Genomic DNA, 18,798 nt, shown 5'->3' with positions numbered 1-18,798 from the left:
TACGGCGGTTTTTATCATTAGTTATGGCTAAAACAAAGCAAAGAACCCACGGTGGGTTCGATCAACTGAGAATGTAAGGCCCGGCGCGAATGCCGCGTACCTGTGCCAGCCATAGGCCGGTGTGGTACTCAGAGATGATTGGCGTACGCAGGTTCTGCGTACGACGAATGATGACCGGCGGACGTACTTCGCGGGTTAACAGCGCGTTAAGCGTGTCAATCAACGCCAGCTTTTGAACCGCAAGGGGCAGAGCCTGTTCCGCGTCTGGCATCCCTTGTGGGGCCAGCGTGAAGGAGAGATGACGAATAACGGTGCGAATGGCGTGCTGATGCCAGTAGTCGACGTTAAACGTGGGGCGACGCGCGCTTTCCTGCAACAGCGCCAAACTGTCAAACCGGGCGACCTTTCCAATCGATAAACTGTTGGACGAGGACTCTGAGAAACTATTTTTCTCGGTGTTTTGCGCGTGGGCGCCAGGCAACCCTAAGCTCGCCGCGACCATCCCCAACAGGAGATGCGGCCAGAAATAGCGCCTGCCAAATTGTCGCCAACGATTAAAAATACCGATCACTCTGGTCCCACCGGGCGCGCTACTCTGCATCGCCGCCGTAATAAAATCTGAATGAGGAGGCTGCGTTCAACACAGCAACTCTGTAACGAGGGCAAATATTACCATCATTGCTCGTCTTCGACATCAGGAGATCGATAAAGCTGGCGGAAAACGCGCACTTTGCTCAGGAACCAGGCGATTGATCGACAAATAACCAGGGAAGTTGCAGCCGCTATCAGGGAAGGAAACAGAAAATAAAACGACTGGTCTTGCTGGCCGGAGAGAGTGCCAACTTAACCAGTCGTTAGAGCAGGTTCAGGCTTATGCCAGAACCAGATTAGGTGCCTTGAATGCCAACGGCAGTTCAGCTTCGTCTTCGAAGGTCGCCCATTCCCAGGCTTCCTGTTTCGCCAACACCGCTTGCAGCAATTTATTATTCAGCGCATGGCCTGATTTAAAGGCAGTAAATGCACCAATAATATTGTGACCACACATAAACAGGTCACCAATTGCATCCAGCATTTTATGACGAACAAACTCATCTTCGAAACGTAAACCGTCTTCGTTCAGTACGCGGAAATCATCAAGACCAATAGCGCAATCCAAACTACCACCCAGGCACAGGCCTTTAGATTGCAGGTATTCGATTTCACGCATAAAGCCGAAAGTACGTGCGCGGCTGATCTGGCGCATAAACGCTTCCGCAGAGAAGTTCAATTGATAACGCTGTGAGCTGGCATCAATCGCCGGGTGCTGAAAATCAATAGTGAAATCCAGAGAGAAGCCGTTATAAGGCTTAATCTCGGCCCATTTATCACCATCTTCAACCCGCACGGCCTGTTTGACGCGTACGAACTTCTTCGCACTGCTCAATTCTTCCACGCCTGCGTCCAGCAACAGATACACAAATGGCGCTGCGCTACCGTCCATAATTGGAATTTCAGGCGCGTCAACTTCCACAATAATGTTATCAATGCCGAGGCCAGCAAGCGCCGCGTTCAAGTGTTCTACGGTTGAAATACGCACGCCTTCATCATTCACCAGGCAAGTACTTAGCATGGTGTCGCGCACGTATTTTGCATCAGCCGGGAAATCAACCGGTGGATTCAAGTCAGTGCGACGATAGATGACCCCGGTATTAGCCGGCGCAGGGCGTAACGTCAGGGTGACTTTTTTGCCGGTATGCAAACCGACACCAGTCGCCTGAACAATACGTTTTAATGTCCGTTGTTTGATCATCGTATTATCTCGCAAAATTACTCATCCGACCGCCAGTGTATTATACCAGCGGGCGAACATTTTAGCACAAAGAGCGGAGAATCCCAATTCTCAGGATATTCTTAATCCGCCTGCTTACGCAGGAAGGCTGGAATATCAAGATAATCAGGCTCTTTGTTCGACTGCGCAGACTGGTCATTCACCACTTTCGCCGCCGGTTTTTGCTCCTGAGGCAGTGGAGACATACCGTGCTGCTGGTAGCGATGATCCATAACCGGCTGGCTGGATTGCTTGTTAGTAACCAGCGTAATTTCCGGACGTTTGTCCATGCCGATACCGGTAGCAACCACGGTCACGCGCAGTTCATCGTTCATTTCCGGATCAAGAGAAGTACCGATCACCACCGTAGCGTTGTCGGACGCGAATGCACGGATGGTGTTACCTACCGTTTCAAACTCATCCAGACGCAGGTCGAAACCAGCGGTGATGTTGACCAGCACGCCGCGCGCACCAGACAGATCGATATCTTCCAACAGCGGGCTCGAAATCGCCATTTCAGCGGCTTCTTCCGCACGGTCTTCACCACAAGCCACGCCGGACCCCATCATCGCGTAGCCCATTTCAGACATCACGGTGCGCACGTCGGCAAAGTCGACGTTCATCAGCCCTGGACGCGTGATCAGCTCCGCAATCCCCTGCACCGCGCCTTTCAGCACGTCATTCGCTGCGCCAAAAGCATCCAGCAGCGAAATACCGCGGCCCAGAACTTTTAACAGCTTGTCGTTAGGGATAGTGATCAGAGAATCCACATGCTTAGACAGCTCAGCGATCCCCTGCTCGGCAAACGCCATGCGTTTCTTGCCTTCAAAGTTGAAAGGCTTGGTCACCACCGCAACGGTCAGAATACCCAAATCTTTAGCCACTTCGGCCACGACCGGCGCCGCGCCGGTCCCGGTGCCGCCGCCCATACCGGCTGCAATGAACACCATATCCGCGCCATCAAGCGCGGAACGCAGTGCTTCACGATCTTCCTCGGCAGAAGTACGACCCACTTCCGGGTTTGCGCCTGCGCCCAGACCTTTGGTGATGTTATTACCAATTTGGATAGTCTGGCCAACCGCCGTTTTACGCAACGCTTGCGCGTCGGTATTCACCGCGAAGAACTCTACGCCTTCGATACGCTCGCGTACCATATGCTCTACGGCGTTACCGCCGCCACCGCCGACGCCGATGACTTTAATCACCGCGTCATTGGTTAATTCCATAGGTTCAAACATAATTTCTCTCCGTTATGTGCCTGTCGCCTGGAGATCACTAAATACTGCTAGCATGATCCCCTTTTTCTAAAATTAAAACTCTTTTTTCAGCCAGCTATTAATACGTTTAAACCAATTGCCGACTGACGCTCTTTTTTCAACATCCGCCTCACCGTTCAGATGAGACTCTTTTCCGTAGTGCAATAAGCCTACTGCCGTTGAGTAGTAAGGCTCCTGCGCGTAATCCGTTAATCCTGTAATGTTCAGCGGCTGCCCAATACGCACCTGCGTGTGGAACACGCGTTGCGCACAGGCCGCCAGCCCCTCAATTTGTGCCGCCCCGCCGGTTAACACGATACCGGCCGCCAGGTGGTGCTTAACGCCCTGTTGGCGTAATTGCTCTTGTAATTGCAGAATCTCGTCATTGACCAGATTCAACAGTTCGGTATAACGCGGTTCAATCACCTCAGCCAGCGTCTGACGTTGCAGGCTACGTGGCGGACGTCCGCCCACGCTCGGCACCTCAACGTTTTCATCTTTACCGACAATCGAACCCAGCGCGCAACCGTGCCGCACTTTGATCGCTTCCGCATCGGTCGGCGGCGTACCAAAGGCATACGCAATATCGCTGGTTACCACGTTCCCGGCATACGGAATCACTTTGGTATGACGCAGCGCGCCGCCGGTATATACCGCGATATCCATCGTGCCGCCGCCTACATCAACCACACAAACGCCGAGTTCACGCTCATCTTCAGTCAGCACGGCAAAACTGGATGCCAGGCCGGCGAAAATCAGTTGGTCAACTTTCAGGCCACAACGTTCAACGGCTTTTACAATGTTTTTCGCCATATCGTTGTGGCAGGTGATCAAATGTACCTTGGCCTGCATACGCACGCCGGATAACCCAACCGGGTTCTTGATCCCTTCCTGATAGTCAATCGCATACTCTTGCGGAATCACATGCAGGATCCGGTGTTCATCACGTACGCGTACCGACTTTGCGGTATGCACTACGTTCTCTACATCTTCCTGGGTGACTTCCTCTTCAGAAATCGGAACCATCCCGATTTCGTTCTGACAACTGATATGTTTGCCCGATAATGCAAGGTAAACCGATGAGATCTGACAATCCGCCATTAACTCAGCCTGGTCGATCGCACGCTGAACGCACTTTACTACCGATTCCAGATCGTTTACGCCGCCTTTATCCATTCCACGGGATGGGCAACTGCCGACCCCGATAATATTGACCATGCCATCGGGCAGAACCTCCCCTACTAAAGCGGCAACCTTCGCGGTGCCAATCTCGAGTCCAACTACCAGTTTTCTGTCCGTCGACTTGATCATTGTTGTTTAGCCTGTGCCTGATTCTGTTGCTGTTTACTATCCTGTGGCTCAATAAATGCCGGTGCCCAACCTACTGCTGCGCCAGAGTCATAACGCAAATCGACATAATTGATGCGCTTTTTTTCCGCCATGGCCTGCTGTTGCAGAACCGGATAAAGCTCAATAAACCGTTTCAGGCGCTTCATATTGTCATTGCGCCCCAACTCCAGGCGCACATCGTCGCTGGTCACCAATTGCCATGAACGACGCGCCGTCATTGATGCGGCCTTAAGCGTAAACTTGCTGACTGCCAACACCTGACTCATATCACGGTACCCTGCCAGCACTTCCTGCTCGCTTCCTTCAGGGCCATAAAGCATCGGCAGGGTTTGTTTTCCGGCATGGTTAGCAGGAACGCTAAACGATTTTCCTTCATCATCAACCATGTGCAGATCATTCCACCGCGCCACCGGCACATACTCAACCAGATGAATCTTTAATTCGTCCGGCCACTGCTTACGAACGCTCACCTGCTTAATCCACGGCAGGCGTTCAATCTGTTGCTGAATGACATCCACATTCTGCGACATAAAGGTGCCTGGCGCGCCAAGCGACAAAATTGCCTGACGGATATCATCGTCGGTGGTGTAGTGCATTTGCCCGGTCACCACCAATTTCGATAGTGGTAAACGTGAAGCATCATTCATCCACTTCAGAACCACTAAACCGCCAAACAACATGATCCCAACCACCATCAGCAGGAAAATAATCCCTGCCAGACGCGTGCCGTTACTGCGTCCGGAACGCGCTTTTTCCTGCGCGTCGCGGTTGCGTACATTCAAAGCCGCCTGAGACATATCAGTCGGCCAGCTCCAGAATGCGCGCAACTAAACGGGAAAAACTCATCCCCGCCTGCTTCGCCGCCATCGGGACCAAGCTGTGGCTGGTCATTCCCGGTGAAGTGTTGATTTCCAGCAGCCAGAAACGCCCTTCGCCATCCATCATCACATCAACGCGCCCCCAGCCGCTGCACCCCAGCGCCCGCCATGCCGCCATGACGATTTCGCTTAATTCAGCTTCACGCTCGGCGGTTAACCCGCTTGGGCAGAAATACTGCGTATCATCAGAGAGATATTTCGCCTCGTAATCATAAAAATCACTCGCTGGCTGAATACGAATCGACGGTAAAATTTCATCGCCCAAAATCGCGACGGTATACTCAGGGCCGCTAAGGAAGGCTTCAACCAGCACCTCATCGTCATGGCGGAAGGCTTCAACCAGCGCTGCCTGCAGTTCAGAAGCATGATTAACGCGCGAAATACCGACGCTTGAGCCTTCACTGCTGGGCTTCACAAACACCGGCAGGCCTAAAGCCGCAATACGCTCGCTTAACGCCCCGTCAATGCCCGCATCCATCTGCTGGCGGTTTAACATCACATAAGGCGAAACCGGTAACCCACAGCCCTGCCATAACAGCTTGCTACGTAATTTATCCATGGTGATAGCCGAGGCCATCACACCGCTGCCGGTGTACGGAACCTTGAGGAACTCCAGTACGCCTTGCAGGGTGCCATCTTCACCACCGCGACCGTGCAGCGCAATAAAGGCTTTATCAAACCCTTCTTCTTTCAGACGCGTTACCGGGAAGTCACGGGTATCTACCGCATGCGCGTCAATACCGGCTTCTTTCAATCCCGCCAGCACCGCGTTGCCTGACATGAGCGACACCTCACGCTCTGCAGAGGTTCCACCCAGCAATACTGCTACTTTCTCAGCCATGATGTTCCTCTTCTTCATTGGTTTGCGGCTGTAATTTTTGTTCCGCCAGTTTGCGGGCGATTCTGCCCACGTTGCCTGCCCCCTGCACCAGAATCAAATCGTTACCTGATAAGGTCGGCGCCAGCATATCGGCGATGGCGTCATGGTCGGAAACCAGAATCGGATCCACCTTGCCGCGCCCGCGAATGGTACGACACAGCGAGCGGCTGTCCGCGCCCGGAATTGGCGTCTCCCCCGCCGCGTACACATCCAACATTAACAACACGTCAACCTGGGAAAGAACATTGGCGAAGTCGTCATACAAATCCCGCGTGCGGGTATAACGGTGCGGCTGGAAAATCATCACCAGCTTTTTCTCCGGCCATCCGGCGCGTGCGGCTTTAATTGTCGCGTCCACTTCGGTGGGGTGATGCCCGTAATCGTCCACCAGCATCGCCGTTCCCGCGCTCCCATTCACTGCCTGCAACGGAAATTCGCCAAGGAAATCAAACCGCCGCCCGGTACCCTGAAAACTTTCTAACGCGCCGAGAATATCTTCATCATCAATACCCTCTTCAGTCGCGACCGCGACCGCCGCCGCCGCATTCAACGCGTTATGACGACCAGGCGCGTTTAGCGTGACCCGCATCAGCGGTTTGTCGTGACGCACCAGCGTGAAATGCCCTTGCGCGCCATGCTGCTCATAATTCTCGATCCGTACATCGGCATCATCGCTGAAGCCATACGTCGTAATATGGCGCCCAACGCGCGGGATCAGATTGCGGATTACCGCATCATCAATACACATCACCGCACGCCCGTAGAACGGCAGGTTGTGCAGGAAGTTGATAAACGTCTGCTTCAGGTTCTCAAAATCACCCTGATAAGTATCCATATGGTCGGCTTCGATATTGGTCACCACCGCCACCATCGGTTGCAGATGCAGGAAAGACGCATCGCTTTCATCCGCTTCTGCAATCAAATAACGGCTGCTGCCTAACCGTGCATGGGTTCCCGCCGCTTTCACCAGGCCGCCATTAACAAAGGTCGGATCGAGCCCGCCTTCGGCATAGATACTCGACACCATCGCCGTTGTGGTGGTTTTCCCGTGCGTACCGGCGATGGCAATGCCATGACGAAAACGCATCAGTTCTGCCAACATCTCCGCCCGGCGAATCACCGGAATGCGCGCTTCCCGTGCGGCAACGATTTCCGGGTTATCCTGGGAAATCGCCGTCGAAACCACTACCACGCTAGCGTCGCTGACGTTTTCCGGACGATGATTGAAGTAAATCGTCGCGCCAAGCGCCGTTAAATGTTGCGTTACCGCGTTCGGCGCCAAGTCGGAGCCGCTAATCTGATAGCCTTCATTCGCCAACACTTCGGCAATACCGCCCATGCCAGCACCACCGATGCCAACAAAGTGAATGTGCCGGACGCGACGCATCTCGGGCACGATTAAACGCAGTTTTGCCAATTGTTGTGTATTCATCTGTTTCTTTATGCCTGTTGGTACATCAGTACCGGTTCTTTAATTCTGTTAGCGCGCTAGCCTCTACCACTGCCGCTACGCGCTGCGTTGCATCAGGAATCGCTACCGCGCGCGCTTTTTCCGCCATCGCCAACAACGTTGGTCGATCCCAACGTGTCAGCGTCTCCACTACCGACTGAGCGGTAAATTGCGGTTGTTCGAAAATCTTCGCCGCACCGGCTTTTTCCAACGGCAGCGCATTCCAATACTGTTGACGATCTTTATGCTGGAACGGCACAAAAATCGCCGGTAATCCTGCGGCAGCCACTTCGCTCACGGTTAATGCGCCTGAACGGCACACCACCACATCAGCCCACGCGTACGCTGCTGCCATATCATCAATAAATTCAACAATGTTATGTTGCGTTTGCCCAACATCCCGATAAGCCTGTAGCACGCTGTCCAACGCGCCCTTCCCTACCTGATGCCACAGCGTAATAGTGCCGCCTAACTGCGCCGCGACCTGCGGCAACGTCTGGTTCAATACCCGTGCGCCCTGGCTACCGCCAATCACTAATACGCGAACCGGCCCTTCACGCCCGGCCAAACGTTGCGCCGGCAACGGCAGGGCTAAGACATCATTACGCACCGGGTTGCCAACCACCTCAGCATGAGGAAAAGCGCCCGGAAAGGCCTGTAGCACCTTGGTGGCGATTTTCGCCAGCCATTTATTCGTCAGACCGGCAATGCCATTTTGTTCGTGCAGAACCACCGGCACCCCACAGCTCCATGCGGCGAGGCCACCGGGACCGGAAACATAGCCGCCCATCCCCAGCACCACATCAGGTCGATACGCCTTGATGATGGCGCGCGCCTGGCGCCAAGCCGTAAAGATACGCGCTGGCGCCGCCAGCATCGCCTTCAGCCCCTTGCCACGTAGGCCGCTAATGCGAATAAAATCGATCTCAATGCCATGTTTCGGCACTAAATCCGCTTCCATACGATCGGCGGTGCCCAGCCAGCGAACTTGCCAGCCTTGCTCCATCAGATGGTGCGCCACGGCTAACCCAGGGAACACATGTCCGCCGGTTCCGCCTGCCATCACCATCAGCCGCTTTCCACTCATCGGGCACCTCGGGTAAACGCCTGCGCCTTCGCTAAACGTGTTTCATAATCTATACGTAACAAAAACACGATGGCCGTCGACATAATGATCAAACTGGAACCACCGTAACTGATTAATGGCAGCGTTAACCCTTTGGTTGGCAACATCCCCGCCGCCGCGCCAACATTCACCAATGCCTGGAAACTGAACCAAACGCCAATTGAACAGGCCAAAAAGCCCGAAAAGCGTTGATCAAGCTCCAATGCGCGACGTCCGATGGACATAGCACGAAAAGCGACGAAGAATACCATTAACAAGGCTAAAACCACACCGATAAACCCGAGTTCCTCGCCGATAATCGAGAAAATGAAGTCAGTGTGCGCTTCCGGTAAATACTCCAGTTTTTGTACTGAGTTACCCAGCCCTTGCCCCCAAAACTCGCCGCGACCAAACGCCATCAACGATTGCGTTAACTGGTAACCACTGCCAAACGGATCTTCCCAGGGATCCCAGAACGAGGTCACACGCCGCATACGGTAAGGTTCAGCGATAATCAGCAAGATCACCGCGAACACGCCGGAACCGATAATCGCCAAGAACTGCCAGAGCTTGGCGCCGGCAAGAAATAGCATTGCCAGCGTGGTGACAAACAGCACAACCACTGTACCGAGGTCAGGCTGCGCCAGCAGTAACACCGCCAATACCACCATCACGCCCATTGGTTTACAGAAGCCCCAGAAGTTATTTCGCACTTCTTCCACTTTGCGCACCAGGTAGCTGGCGAGATAGCAAAACAGGGAGAGCTTTGAGAGTTCCGCAGGCTGAATACGCAACGGCCCTAATGCAATCCAACGCGAAGCACCGTTAACCGAGCTCCCCACCACCAACACAATCAACAACATCACTACCGACGCCAGCAGCATGACGTTGCTATAGCGTTGCCAAAAATCCATTGGCACGCGCAGTGTGACCAATGCGATGCCTAAGGCTAACGCCAGATAAAACGCATCGCGTTTGGCGAAATAAAACGGGTCGTCAGATAGACGTTGCCCGACCGGCATCGAGGCCGAGGTCACCATCACGAAACCGATGATCGCCAGCCCTAAGGTCAGCCATAACAACGTGCGGTCATACAGCACCATACTGGTGCTGTCACTTTCCCGCGATCCCATCACCCAGTCTCGTAGACGTGATGTCGCGCCGCCTGCCAGGCTCAGACCCGGAAATCGCATTAGCCGAGCTCCTTAGCCAGTTGCGCAAAACTATCTCCGCGCTGTTCAAAATTACGGAACTGATCGAGGCTGGCACAAGCGGGCGACAATAACACCATGTCACCGGGCTGCACCTGCGCCGCAATCTGCTCCATCGCCTGTTGCAGGGTTTCGGTTTGCACCGCATTATCGCGCAACGCCGCCAATGCCGCGCCGTCACGCCCGAAGCAGTACAAACGAATCTGCTCACCTTGCACATATTGCGCCAGCGGGCTGAAATCGGCGGATTTGCCATCGCCGCCCAACAGCAGCCACAGCGTACCTTTGACCCGCAAACCCTTTAATGCCGCTTCCGTGCTGCCGACGTTAGTGGCTTTCGAATCATTAACCCAGCGCACACCGTTATGCTCCCACGCCAACTGGAAGCGATGCGGCAGGCCGGTGAAGGTGGTTAACGCTTTCAGGCTACTGGCGCGCGGTAACCCTGCCGCATCCGCCAGCGCCAACGCGGCAAGCGCATTGGTATAATTATGTTGACCAACCAGCGTCATCTCGTCGGTGTTTAAGACTTTCTCGCCGTTAACACGCAACCACACGCTACCTTGCTGGCGATTGAGGTGATAATCACCCACATCAACGCCGAAACTAACACACCGTTTATCCGCGCCACGGATTGGCATGGTTAACGCATCGTCCGCATTGACCACACACACCTGCGCGGCTTCGTAAATTCGCAATTTTGCCGCGCGATACTGCTGCATCCCGAGCGGGTAGCGATCCATATGATCCTCTGTCACGTTGAGGATAGTGGCGGCTACCGCCTGCAGGCTGTGAGTAGTTTCCAGTTGGAAGCTGGACAACTCCAACACATAAATCTGTGCGGGGTGTTTCAACAACGTCAACGCCGGTAAACCAATATTGCCGCCGATACCGACCGCCCAACCTGCCGCCTTTGCCATCTCTCCCACCAGCGTCGTGACGGTACTTTTCCCGTTAGAACCGGTGATGGCGATAATCGGCGCCTGTGCCTCACGGCAAAACAACTCGATATCACCCACAATTTCGATACCGGCGGCGGAAGCCTCCAGTAACGCAGGATGCGCCAAAGCAATACCCGGGCTGGCAACAATCAAATCTGCCGCCATCAGCCAGGCGTCATTCAGGCCGCCAAGATGGCGTTCTACGCTCTCCGGCAACTGTTCCAGACCCGGCGGCGACAGTCGGGTATCCATCACGCGGGGCGAGACGCCCTGCGTTAAAAAGAAATCAACACAGGAGAGCCCGGTCAGGCCCAACCCGATGATGACAACTTTTCTACCCTGATAGTCAGCCATAATTAACGTACCTTCAGCGTCGCCAGGCCAATGAGCACCAGCATCAGCGAAATAATCCAGAACCGCACAATAACGCGGGGTTCCGGCCAGCCCTTCAATTCGTAGTGGTGATGGATAGGCGCCATGCGGAAAATACGTTGCCCGCGTAACTTAAACGACCCCACCTGCAAAATGACCGACAGCGTTTCAACCACAAATACGCCGCCCATAATCACCAGCAAAAATTCCTGACGCAGCAGAACCGCGATGGTGCCTAATGCGCCCCCCAGTGCCAGCGAACCAACATCGCCCATAAACACCTGAGCCGGATAGGTGTTAAACCATAAAAAACCTAATCCGGCGCCGACGATGGCGGTGCAAACGATCACCAGTTCACCGGCATGCCGCAAATACGGAATATGCAGATAACCGGCAAAGTTCATGTTACCGGTTGCCCAAGCGACCAATGCAAACCCGGCGGCAACGAAGACCGTTGGCATAATCGCCAAACCGTCCAGACCATCGGTCAGATTCACTGCGTTCCCGGTTCCGACAATCACAAAGTAGGCCAGCACCACATAAAACAGGCCGAGTTGCGGCATAACGTCTTTGAAAAAAGGCACCACTAACTGGGTTGCAGGTGTCCCTTTCCCGGCGGCATACAGGCCGAACGCAACGCCCAGTGAAATCACCGACATCCAGAAGTATTTCCAGCGGGCAATCAACCCTTTGGTATCCTTACGGACGACCTTGCGATAATCATCGACGAAACCAATGACGCCGAAGCCCACCAACACCACCAGAACGCACCATACGTACGGGTTCGAAGGATAAGCCCACATCAGCACCGAAATGGTGATGGAGGTCAGGATCATGATCCCCCCCATGGTTGGCGTGCCGCGTTTACTGAAATGCGACTCCGGGCCGTCGTTACGCACTACCTGACCAATTTGTAATTTTTGTAGCCACGCAATCAGGCGCGGCCCCATCCACAAGGAGATAAACAGGGCGGTCAGCAGGCTGACGATGGCGCGAAACGTCAAATAAGAAAAGACGTTAAAGCCAGAATAAAAAGCGACCAAATGTTCGGCCAGCCAGACTAACATGTTCCTTTCTCCTGTAAGGTTTGTACTACCTGCTCCATGGCGGCACTACGAGAACCTTTAACTAATACCGTGATGACTGTGTGTTCCGACAACAGCCCTCGCAAACGTTCCACGAGCGCCGGTTTATCGGTGAAATGTTCGCCAACGCCGCTGGCGTGGCTAAGGGTTTTACTCAGCTCACCCACGCTGAGGACTTTATCGATACCAGCCAAACGCGCTGCCTCACCGACTTCCCGATGACACTCTTCCGCTTCATCGCCCAGTTCAGCCATATCACCGACGACCATTACCCGGTAGCCCGGCATATCGGCCAATACCTGTGCGGCGGCTGTCATTGACCCCACGTTGGCGTTGTAGCTGTCATCCAGCAGTAATTTGTCTTGTGCTAACGGAATCGGAAATAGACGCCCCGGAACGGCTTTCAGCGTCGCTAAACCCTGCTTAACCGCCTCTAAAGGCGCCTCAACCGAGAGCGCCAGCGCTGCGGCGGCCAACGCATTGGCAATGTTATGACGCCCAGGCAATGGCAACGTTACGGCAACCTGCCCTTTCGGCGTGTGAAGCGTAAAGCGGGTTCCTGCCGCGCTCACCTGCACCTCGCTGGCGTAGAAATCGCTATCCGTTGATGGTTCCGCAGAAAAACGCCATACGGTTTTATGCTGGAGATGCTGCTGCCAGTGCGGCCAGTCATTGCTGGCGGCGTTAATAATGGCGGTACCGTGCACCGGTAACCCTTCAAAAATCTCACCTTTCGCTTTCGCTACGCCTGCCAGCGAACCGAAACCTTCCAAATGCGCCGCCGCCAGATTATTGACCAGCGCGCTTTCCGGGCGGGTTAAATCCGTCGTCCAGGCGATTTCACCTTGATGATTAGCGCCCAGCTCAATCACCGCGTATTGATGCTCACGCGTTAACCGCAACAGGGTAAGCGGCACCCCGATATCGTTATTCAGGTTTCCGGCGGTATACAGCGTTTCACCACACTGGCGTAAGATGGCGGCGGTCATCTCTTTGACCGAGGTTTTACCGGATGAGCCCGTTAGCGCCACTACGCGAGTGGGTACTTGCTGACGCACCCAAGCTCCCAACTTGCCCAACGCGATACGCGTATCTTTTACTACCACTTGCGGAACTGCGACTTGCAAGTGCTTACTCACTAATAGTGCGGAGGCTCCCGCCGCAATTGCATCACCCACAAAGTCGTGCGCGTCGAAGCGTTCGCCGATCAAGGCAATAAATAGACCGCCCGCGCTAACCTTGCGTGTATCCGTGGCCACATCAGCAATCGTCAGATCGCTGCCAACCAGCTTACCGCCGGTAATCTCCGCCAGCGTGCGTAAGGAGAAAGCGATCATGCCATCACCCCCAATAACCGCGCGACCGTCACACGGTCGGAATAATCAAGGCGACGGTTACCTACAATTTGATAATCTTCATGGCCTTTACCGGCTACCAGCACAATATCGTCAGGTTTCGCCTGCATAATGGCGTTAGTGACCGCTTGCGCACGCCCGGCGACAACGCGCGCCCGACCGGGATCCAGCAGCCCACTCAAAATATCGGCAACAATCGCCGCCGGATCTTCGCTGCGCGGATTATCATCGGTCACCATCACCACATCGGAGAATTGTTCAGCAATGGCGCCCATTAACGGACGTTTGCCTTTATCACGGTCACCGCCGCAGCCAAACACGCACCATAACTGGCCCTTACAATGAAGACGCGCCGCTTCCAACGCTTTCTCCAGCGCATCCGGCGTGTGGGCATAATCCACCACCACCGTCGGCTTATTCGCCGCGCTAAACACTTCCATTCGCCCGCAAACCGGCTGGAGTTGATGAGCGGTAGCCATCAATTTATCGAGCGGATACCCCAACGCCAGCAACGTAGCGAGCGCCAGCAATAGATTACTGACGTTAAATGCGCCCATCAGGCGGCTATCAATTTCGCCATGACCCCAACTGGATTCAAAAGCCAGGGTCGCGCCGTTATCGTGATAATCGACATGGGTCATTTTCAGCCAACGACCATGGCAACCTGGCTGAAGATTATTTTCCATGGTCACCGCCACCGCATCCGGCAGGTTCTCCAGCCAACGGCGCCCAACCTCATCATCGGCGTTAATGATCGCCTGTCCGACCTGATGCTCGGAAAACAGCAGCCATTTCGCCGCCTCATAACGTGCCATATCGCCGTGATAATCGAGATGGTCACGGCTTAAATTAGTAAACACCGCCGCGGCAAACGGCAGTGCAGCCACGCGATGTTGCACCAGCCCATGGGAGGAAACTTCCATTGCCGTAAGCTGAGCGCCCTGCTCAACCAGACCGCTTAACACATGTTGCACATCAACAGCGGAACCGGTGGTATTTTCGGTAGTCACTAAATGGCCGTATAAACCATTGCCCACCGTCCCCATCACCGCACCGGTCTCGCCCAGTAAATTGGCCCACTGCGCTAACAGTTGGGTGGTGGTGGTTTTACCGTTAGTACCGGTAACGCCAATCAAACGTAGCTTTTCACCCGGTTGCTGATAAAAACGCCCGGCTAATGCAGATAAACGTTGCGGCAATTGCGCCAGCCAGATAACCGGCACACCATGCATTTCAGTAATATCGCCATCGCGCGCTACGCCTTCGGCCTCCGCCACCACAGCGGCAACCCCTTGTGCAATAGCCTGAGGAATAAAACGGCGCCCGTCGACCTGGTGCCCCGCAACCGCCACAAACAGATCGCCAGACGCCGCCGAACGGCTGTCCAGTATCATTTCACGGAGCGCCCGCTCCGGCGCGCCAGGCACCCACGGGGCCAGTAAGTCGCGCAAATTACGATCTGTCACTTGATTCCTCATTTCTGTTAATTACCATCTCGTTCTTATCACTGGTTGGCAATGCATCCGGTTCAATATTCATGGTACGCAGCACGCCGCCCATAATGGCGCCGAAGACCGGTGCGGACACCGCGCCACCGTAATACTTCCCTGCCTGCGGGTCGTTAATCACCACCACCAAAGCAAAGCGTGGATGGCTGGCAGGCGCAACGCCGGCGGTGTAAGCGATATATTTATTTACGTAGCGCCCATCAGGGCCAACTTTTTTCGCCGTACCGGTTTTGATAGCGATTCGGTATCCCTTAATCGCCGCTTTCACCCCGCCGCCGCCGGGCAATGCCACGCTTTCCATCATATGCACCACGGTTTTTACCAGTGATTCCGGGAAAGCGCGTTCGCCTGCAACAGGCGGATCAACTTTGGTTATCGACAGCGGACGATAGATGCCATAGCTGCCAATGGTTGCGTAGACTCGCGCTAACTGTAACGGCGTTACCATTAGCCCATAGCCGAAAGAGAAGGTGGCCCTCTCTATGTCAGACCACCGTTGTTTTTGAGGGTATAAGCCACTGCTTTCCCCGACCAGCCCCAAATTGGTCGGTTTTCCCAGTCCAAAACGTGAGTAAGTATCTACTAACGCTGAGGATGGCATCGCTAACGCTAGCTTTGAAACACCAACGTTACTCGACTTCTGTAGCACCCCGGTAAGGGTCAATTCGTTGTAGCGCCCCACATCCTTGATCTCATGACCATTGACACGGTACGGAACGGTATTCAACACGGTGTTTTCTCTCACCACGCCGCGCTGAAGCGCAGTCATTACCACCATCGGCTTCACCGTGGAACCTGGCTCGAAAATGTCGGTAATCGCCCGGTTACGCATCACCTCTTTTGGCGTGTTGCTGAGGTTATTCGGGTTATAAGCTGGGCTATTTGCCATCGCCAACACTTCACCGGTGTTTACGTCTACCAAAACTGCGGTGCCAGACTCTGCCTTGTTGAAGGCGACCGCGTTATTCAATTCGCGATAAACCAGCGCTTGTAGCCGCTCATCAATACTTAATGCGAGGTTATGAGCCGCCTGGCTGTCTACTGAAGAGATATCCTCAATCACCCGGCCATAGCGGTCTTTCCGTACCGTACGTTCACCCGGCTGTCCGGTCAGCCATTTATCGAAGCTTTTTTCCACCCCTTCAATGCCCTGACCATCAATATTGGTGAAGCCGATCAGATGGGAGGTCACTTGTCCGGCGGGATAGTAACGGCGTGATTCTTCGCGTAGGTGGATACCGGGCAGTTTCAGTTTTTTGATGTAGTCGCCAATCGCCGGATTGACCTGCCGGGCCAGATAAACAAAGCGCCCTTTAGGGTTAGCGTTAACCCGGGAAGAGAGTTGATCAAGTGGGATGGAGAGCGCATCGGACAATGCTTTCCAACGGCTATCCAGCGTGATCCCGCCGCGATCATTCAGCTCTTTGGGATCGGCCCAGATGGCGTTTACCGGCACGCTAACCGCCAGCGGCCTACCGGCACGATCGCTGATCATGCCGCGGGCGGTAGGAATAGACTGGACGCGCAAGGAGCGCATATCGCCCTCACGCACCAGCTTGTCAGGATTGATGACCTGCAAATACGCTACGCGCAGTAGCAAGCCCGCCAACGCGAGGAAAATACAGCCGCATAGCAACGCAAAACGCCAGCTTACAAAGCTGGCTTGATCTTCCTGTCTTTTCAATTTAAGCGTTTTTGTCGCGGCTCTCATTGAGTCCGTGGTTCCTTATTGCTGTACCACTATGTTTTCCTGTGCCGGATCGACATGCTGCATTTGCAGCTTCTCTGTCGCCGTGCGCTCCACCCGGCTATGGTCGCCGAGGGCATTTTCTTCCAAAATCAAATTGCGCCATTCGATATCCAGCGCATCACGCTCTAACACCAATTGTTCACGCTGCGCGGTCAATAAACGGGTTTTATGCGCCGTAGTGACCACCAATACGGCAGAAACCAATACCGCCACCAGCAGCAGCAACCCCAGCTTGCCGTGGCGCAGCAAATCGCCGCCGATAACGCCAGGTAAGTTGTGCCGCTCGTTTCCAATCATGTCGCGGTCCTTTCTGCTATGCGTAACACTGAACTGCGTGCGCGTGGGTTATCGGCAACTTCTTCTTCACCCGGCATCATTTTGCCCAATGCTTTTAATTGGCGACCGCCGAGTTTGCTCAACTGCGCTTCCGTCATCGGAATACCGGCAGGCACCTGCGGCCCTCTGCTTTGCTCACGCATAAACCGTTTCACAATGCGATCTTCCAGCGAATGGAAGCTAATTACCGATAAACGCCCTGCCGGCGCCAGTGCTGCTAACGCGCCTTTCAGCGCCTGTTCAATCTCTTCCAACTCGCTATTCACCCAGATGCGAATTGCCTGAAAGCTGCGCGTTGCCGGATGCTTAAATTTGTCCTTCACCGGCGTGGCGGCATAAATCACCTCCGCCAGTTCTTTGGTACGCGTCATCGGCTGTTCACGGTTCCGCTCAACAATGGCGCGGGCGATACGCTTAGCAAACCGCTCCTCGCCAAAGGTCTTTAACACAAAGGCGATATCGCTCTCTTCAGCCTGTTGCAACCAGGCGGCGGCGGACAGACCGCGCGTGGGGTCCATGCGCATATCCAGCGGGCCATCGCGCATAAAGGAAAACCCGCGCTCGGCATCATCCAACTGCGGCGAAGAGACGCCAAGATCAAACAAAATACCGTTAACCTGGCCGGTGAGACCGCGTTCTTCCATATAGCCAGCCAGTTCGGAAAATGGGCCGTGGATGATCGTAAAACGCGGATCGGTAATCTCAGCGGCAGCGGCGATAGCTTGCGGATCGCGATCGATGGCATACAGACGTCCTTGTTCTCCCAGCTGCGAAAGGATCAAACGCGAATGACCGCCGCGCCCGAATGTGCCATCAATATAGATGCCGTCTTCTTGAATATTGAGCGCGTTAACCGCCTCATCCAACAGCACCGTGGTATGTTTAAAATGTTCCTGCATAAGCTATAGCGACAAGTCCTGCAACCGCTCGGATAACGGTTCCCGAGCCGACTGTTCAGCGTCAATATCTTCCTTAACTTGTTGATACCAGGTCTGTTCATCCCACAACTCAAACTTATTGAATTGCCCAACCAGCATCACTTCTTTTGTTAGTTTCGCATGCTGCCGCAAGGTGTTCGCCAGCAGCAGACGGCCTGCATTATCCATCTGACATTCGCTTGCATGCCCCAGTAACAGGCGCTGAACGCGACGTTCAACCGGGTTCATGCTGGACAAGCGAGACAGCTTTTGTTCGATGATTTCCCACTCGGGCAAGGTGTAAAGCAGCAGGCACGGCTGATGGAGGTCAATGGTACACACCATTTGCCCTTGAGACTCCTCAACCAGCGTTTCGCGGTAACGCGTTGGTACGGCAAGCCGCCCTTTGCTGTCGAGATTGACTAATGTTGCCCCACGGAACATGCCAGCCTCACCCCTCAGTTACCCATTCTCACCACTTTCCACCACAAATTCCCACCAAAAGAGTTTACGGAGCGGAGGAAAACATTGTCAAGCCGCAGTGCGGGCTGAGAGAGATTATTTCTTGGGGAGTGAAAGAAGCTAAGAGAAGAAAAT

At 54.3% G+C, this 18,798-nt stretch carries 17 protein-coding genes; all 17 read right to left on the bottom strand.

Annotation, left to right across the window (positions count from 1 at the left end; all coding sequences use genetic code 11):
* Positions 1 to 61: 61 nt before the first annotated feature.
* Positions 62 to 571: a secA translation cis-regulator SecM gene (gene secM / locus PMPD1_RS04440; protein WP_173632906.1), complete on the bottom strand. Its 510-nt coding sequence runs from the start codon at positions 569 to 571 to the stop codon at positions 62 to 64.
* A 300-nt stretch (positions 572 to 871) separates the two neighbouring features.
* Positions 872 to 1,789 (bottom strand): UDP-3-O-acyl-N-acetylglucosamine deacetylase, encoded by a 918-nt coding sequence (gene lpxC, locus PMPD1_RS04435; RefSeq protein ID WP_173632905.1) that lies wholly within the window; start codon positions 1,787 to 1,789, stop codon positions 872 to 874.
* A gap of 101 nt (positions 1,790 to 1,890) precedes the next feature.
* Positions 1,891 to 3,045 (bottom strand): cell division protein FtsZ, encoded by a 1,155-nt coding sequence (gene ftsZ / locus PMPD1_RS04430; protein ID WP_173632904.1) that lies wholly within the window; start codon positions 3,043 to 3,045, stop codon positions 1,891 to 1,893.
* Positions 3,046 to 3,117: 72 nt separating this feature from the next.
* The gene (ftsA, locus tag PMPD1_RS04425) at positions 3,118 to 4,374 is read right to left on the bottom strand and encodes a cell division protein FtsA (RefSeq protein ID WP_173632903.1); all 1,257 of its coding nucleotides are present in this window, start codon (positions 4,372 to 4,374) and stop codon (positions 3,118 to 3,120) included.
* Complete coding sequence (gene ftsQ, locus PMPD1_RS04420) at positions 4,371 to 5,210, bottom strand: cell division protein FtsQ (protein WP_173632902.1); 840 nt, start codon at positions 5,208 to 5,210, stop codon at positions 4,371 to 4,373. The genes ftsA and ftsQ overlap by 4 nt, the downstream gene beginning before the upstream one ends.
* A gap of 1 nt (position 5,211) precedes the next feature.
* Positions 5,212 to 6,132, bottom strand: coding sequence for a D-alanine--D-alanine ligase (locus tag PMPD1_RS04415; RefSeq protein WP_173632901.1), 921 nt, complete (start codon positions 6,130 to 6,132; stop codon positions 5,212 to 5,214).
* Positions 6,125 to 7,603, bottom strand: coding sequence for a UDP-N-acetylmuramate--L-alanine ligase (gene murC, locus PMPD1_RS04410; RefSeq protein ID WP_173632900.1), 1,479 nt, complete (start codon positions 7,601 to 7,603; stop codon positions 6,125 to 6,127). The genes PMPD1_RS04415 and murC overlap by 8 nt, the downstream gene beginning before the upstream one ends.
* Positions 7,604 to 7,628: 25 nt before the next feature.
* Positions 7,629 to 8,708, bottom strand: a complete 1,080-nt coding sequence (murG, locus tag PMPD1_RS04405; protein ID WP_173632899.1) for an undecaprenyldiphospho-muramoylpentapeptide beta-N-acetylglucosaminyltransferase — start codon at positions 8,706 to 8,708, stop codon at positions 7,629 to 7,631.
* Positions 8,705 to 9,919, bottom strand: coding sequence for a cell division protein FtsW (ftsW, locus tag PMPD1_RS04400; RefSeq protein ID WP_173632898.1), 1,215 nt, complete (start codon positions 9,917 to 9,919; stop codon positions 8,705 to 8,707). The genes murG and ftsW overlap by 4 nt, the downstream gene beginning before the upstream one ends.
* The gene (gene murD / locus PMPD1_RS04395) at positions 9,919 to 11,232 is read right to left on the bottom strand and encodes a UDP-N-acetylmuramoyl-L-alanine--D-glutamate ligase (RefSeq protein WP_173632897.1); all 1,314 of its coding nucleotides are present in this window, start codon (positions 11,230 to 11,232) and stop codon (positions 9,919 to 9,921) included. Before murD ends, ftsW begins: the two co-directional genes overlap by 1 nt.
* Positions 11,233 to 11,234: 2 nt before the next feature.
* Positions 11,235 to 12,317: a phospho-N-acetylmuramoyl-pentapeptide-transferase gene (gene mraY, locus PMPD1_RS04390; RefSeq protein ID WP_173632896.1), complete on the bottom strand. Its 1,083-nt coding sequence runs from the start codon at positions 12,315 to 12,317 to the stop codon at positions 11,235 to 11,237.
* Entirely contained in the window at positions 12,311 to 13,672 is a 1,362-nt protein-coding gene (murF, locus tag PMPD1_RS04385) for a UDP-N-acetylmuramoyl-tripeptide--D-alanyl-D-alanine ligase (protein WP_173632895.1), read from the bottom strand. The genes mraY and murF overlap by 7 nt, the downstream gene beginning before the upstream one ends.
* Positions 13,669 to 15,156: a UDP-N-acetylmuramoyl-L-alanyl-D-glutamate--2,6-diaminopimelate ligase gene (murE, locus tag PMPD1_RS04380; RefSeq protein WP_173632894.1), complete on the bottom strand. Its 1,488-nt coding sequence runs from the start codon at positions 15,154 to 15,156 to the stop codon at positions 13,669 to 13,671. The genes murF and murE overlap by 4 nt, the downstream gene beginning before the upstream one ends.
* The gene (locus PMPD1_RS04375) at positions 15,143 to 16,909 is read right to left on the bottom strand and encodes a peptidoglycan glycosyltransferase FtsI (RefSeq protein WP_173632893.1); all 1,767 of its coding nucleotides are present in this window, start codon (positions 16,907 to 16,909) and stop codon (positions 15,143 to 15,145) included. The genes murE and PMPD1_RS04375 overlap by 14 nt, the downstream gene beginning before the upstream one ends.
* A gap of 15 nt (positions 16,910 to 16,924) precedes the next feature.
* Entirely contained in the window at positions 16,925 to 17,245 is a 321-nt protein-coding gene (gene ftsL / locus PMPD1_RS04370; protein WP_173632892.1) for a cell division protein FtsL, read from the bottom strand.
* Positions 17,242 to 18,183, bottom strand: a complete 942-nt coding sequence (gene rsmH, locus PMPD1_RS04365) for a 16S rRNA (cytosine(1402)-N(4))-methyltransferase RsmH (protein ID WP_173632891.1) — start codon at positions 18,181 to 18,183, stop codon at positions 17,242 to 17,244. Before rsmH ends, ftsL begins: the two co-directional genes overlap by 4 nt.
* A 3-nt stretch (positions 18,184 to 18,186) precedes the next feature.
* The gene (gene mraZ, locus PMPD1_RS04360) at positions 18,187 to 18,645 is read right to left on the bottom strand and encodes a division/cell wall cluster transcriptional repressor MraZ (protein ID WP_173632890.1); all 459 of its coding nucleotides are present in this window, start codon (positions 18,643 to 18,645) and stop codon (positions 18,187 to 18,189) included.
* Positions 18,646 to 18,798 lie beyond the last annotated feature (153 nt).

It is taken from the genome of Paramixta manurensis, from assembly GCF_013285385.1.
In the GTDB taxonomy this organism is placed as follows: Bacteria; Pseudomonadota; Gammaproteobacteria; order Enterobacterales; family Enterobacteriaceae; genus Paramixta; species Paramixta manurensis.
The sequence above is the reverse complement of the archived record's forward strand: the minus strand, read 5'-3'. Positions and strand labels throughout refer to the sequence as shown.

What these genes read in the sequence shown, in the direction of transcription:
- lpxC (WP_173632905.1), bottom strand. Translation starts at nt 1,789, where the DNA reads ATGATCAAACAACGGACATTAAAACGTATTGTTCAGGCGACTGGTGTC.
- ftsZ (WP_173632904.1), bottom strand. Translation starts at nt 3,045, where the DNA reads ATGTTTGAACCTATGGAATTAACCAATGACGCGGTGATTAAAGTCATC.
- ftsA (WP_173632903.1), bottom strand. Translation starts at nt 4,374, where the DNA reads ATGATCAAGTCGACGGACAGAAAACTGGTAGTTGGACTCGAGATTGGC.
- ftsQ (WP_173632902.1), bottom strand. Translation starts at nt 5,210, where the DNA reads ATGTCTCAGGCGGCTTTGAATGTACGCAACCGCGACGCGCAGGAAAAA.
- PMPD1_RS04415 (WP_173632901.1), bottom strand. Translation starts at nt 6,132, where the DNA reads ATGGCTGAGAAAGTAGCAGTATTGCTGGGTGGAACCTCTGCAGAGCGT.
- murC (WP_173632900.1), bottom strand. Translation starts at nt 7,603, where the DNA reads ATGAATACACAACAATTGGCAAAACTGCGTTTAATCGTGCCCGAGATG.
- murG (WP_173632899.1), bottom strand. Translation starts at nt 8,708, where the DNA reads ATGAGTGGAAAGCGGCTGATGGTGATGGCAGGCGGAACCGGCGGACAT.
- ftsW (WP_173632898.1), bottom strand. Translation starts at nt 9,919, where the DNA reads ATGCGATTTCCGGGTCTGAGCCTGGCAGGCGGCGCGACATCACGTCTA.
- murD (WP_173632897.1), bottom strand. Translation starts at nt 11,232, where the DNA reads ATGGCTGACTATCAGGGTAGAAAAGTTGTCATCATCGGGTTGGGCCTG.
- mraY (WP_173632896.1), bottom strand. Translation starts at nt 12,317, where the DNA reads ATGTTAGTCTGGCTGGCCGAACATTTGGTCGCTTTTTATTCTGGCTTT.
- murF (WP_173632895.1), bottom strand. Translation starts at nt 13,672, where the DNA reads ATGATCGCTTTCTCCTTACGCACGCTGGCGGAGATTACCGGCGGTAAG.
- PMPD1_RS04375 (WP_173632893.1), bottom strand. Translation starts at nt 16,909, where the DNA reads ATGAGAGCCGCGACAAAAACGCTTAAATTGAAAAGACAGGAAGATCAA.
- ftsL (WP_173632892.1), bottom strand. Translation starts at nt 17,245, where the DNA reads ATGATTGGAAACGAGCGGCACAACTTACCTGGCGTTATCGGCGGCGAT.
- rsmH (WP_173632891.1), bottom strand. Translation starts at nt 18,183, where the DNA reads ATGCAGGAACATTTTAAACATACCACGGTGCTGTTGGATGAGGCGGTT.
- mraZ (WP_173632890.1), bottom strand. Translation starts at nt 18,645, where the DNA reads ATGTTCCGTGGGGCAACATTAGTCAATCTCGACAGCAAAGGGCGGCTT.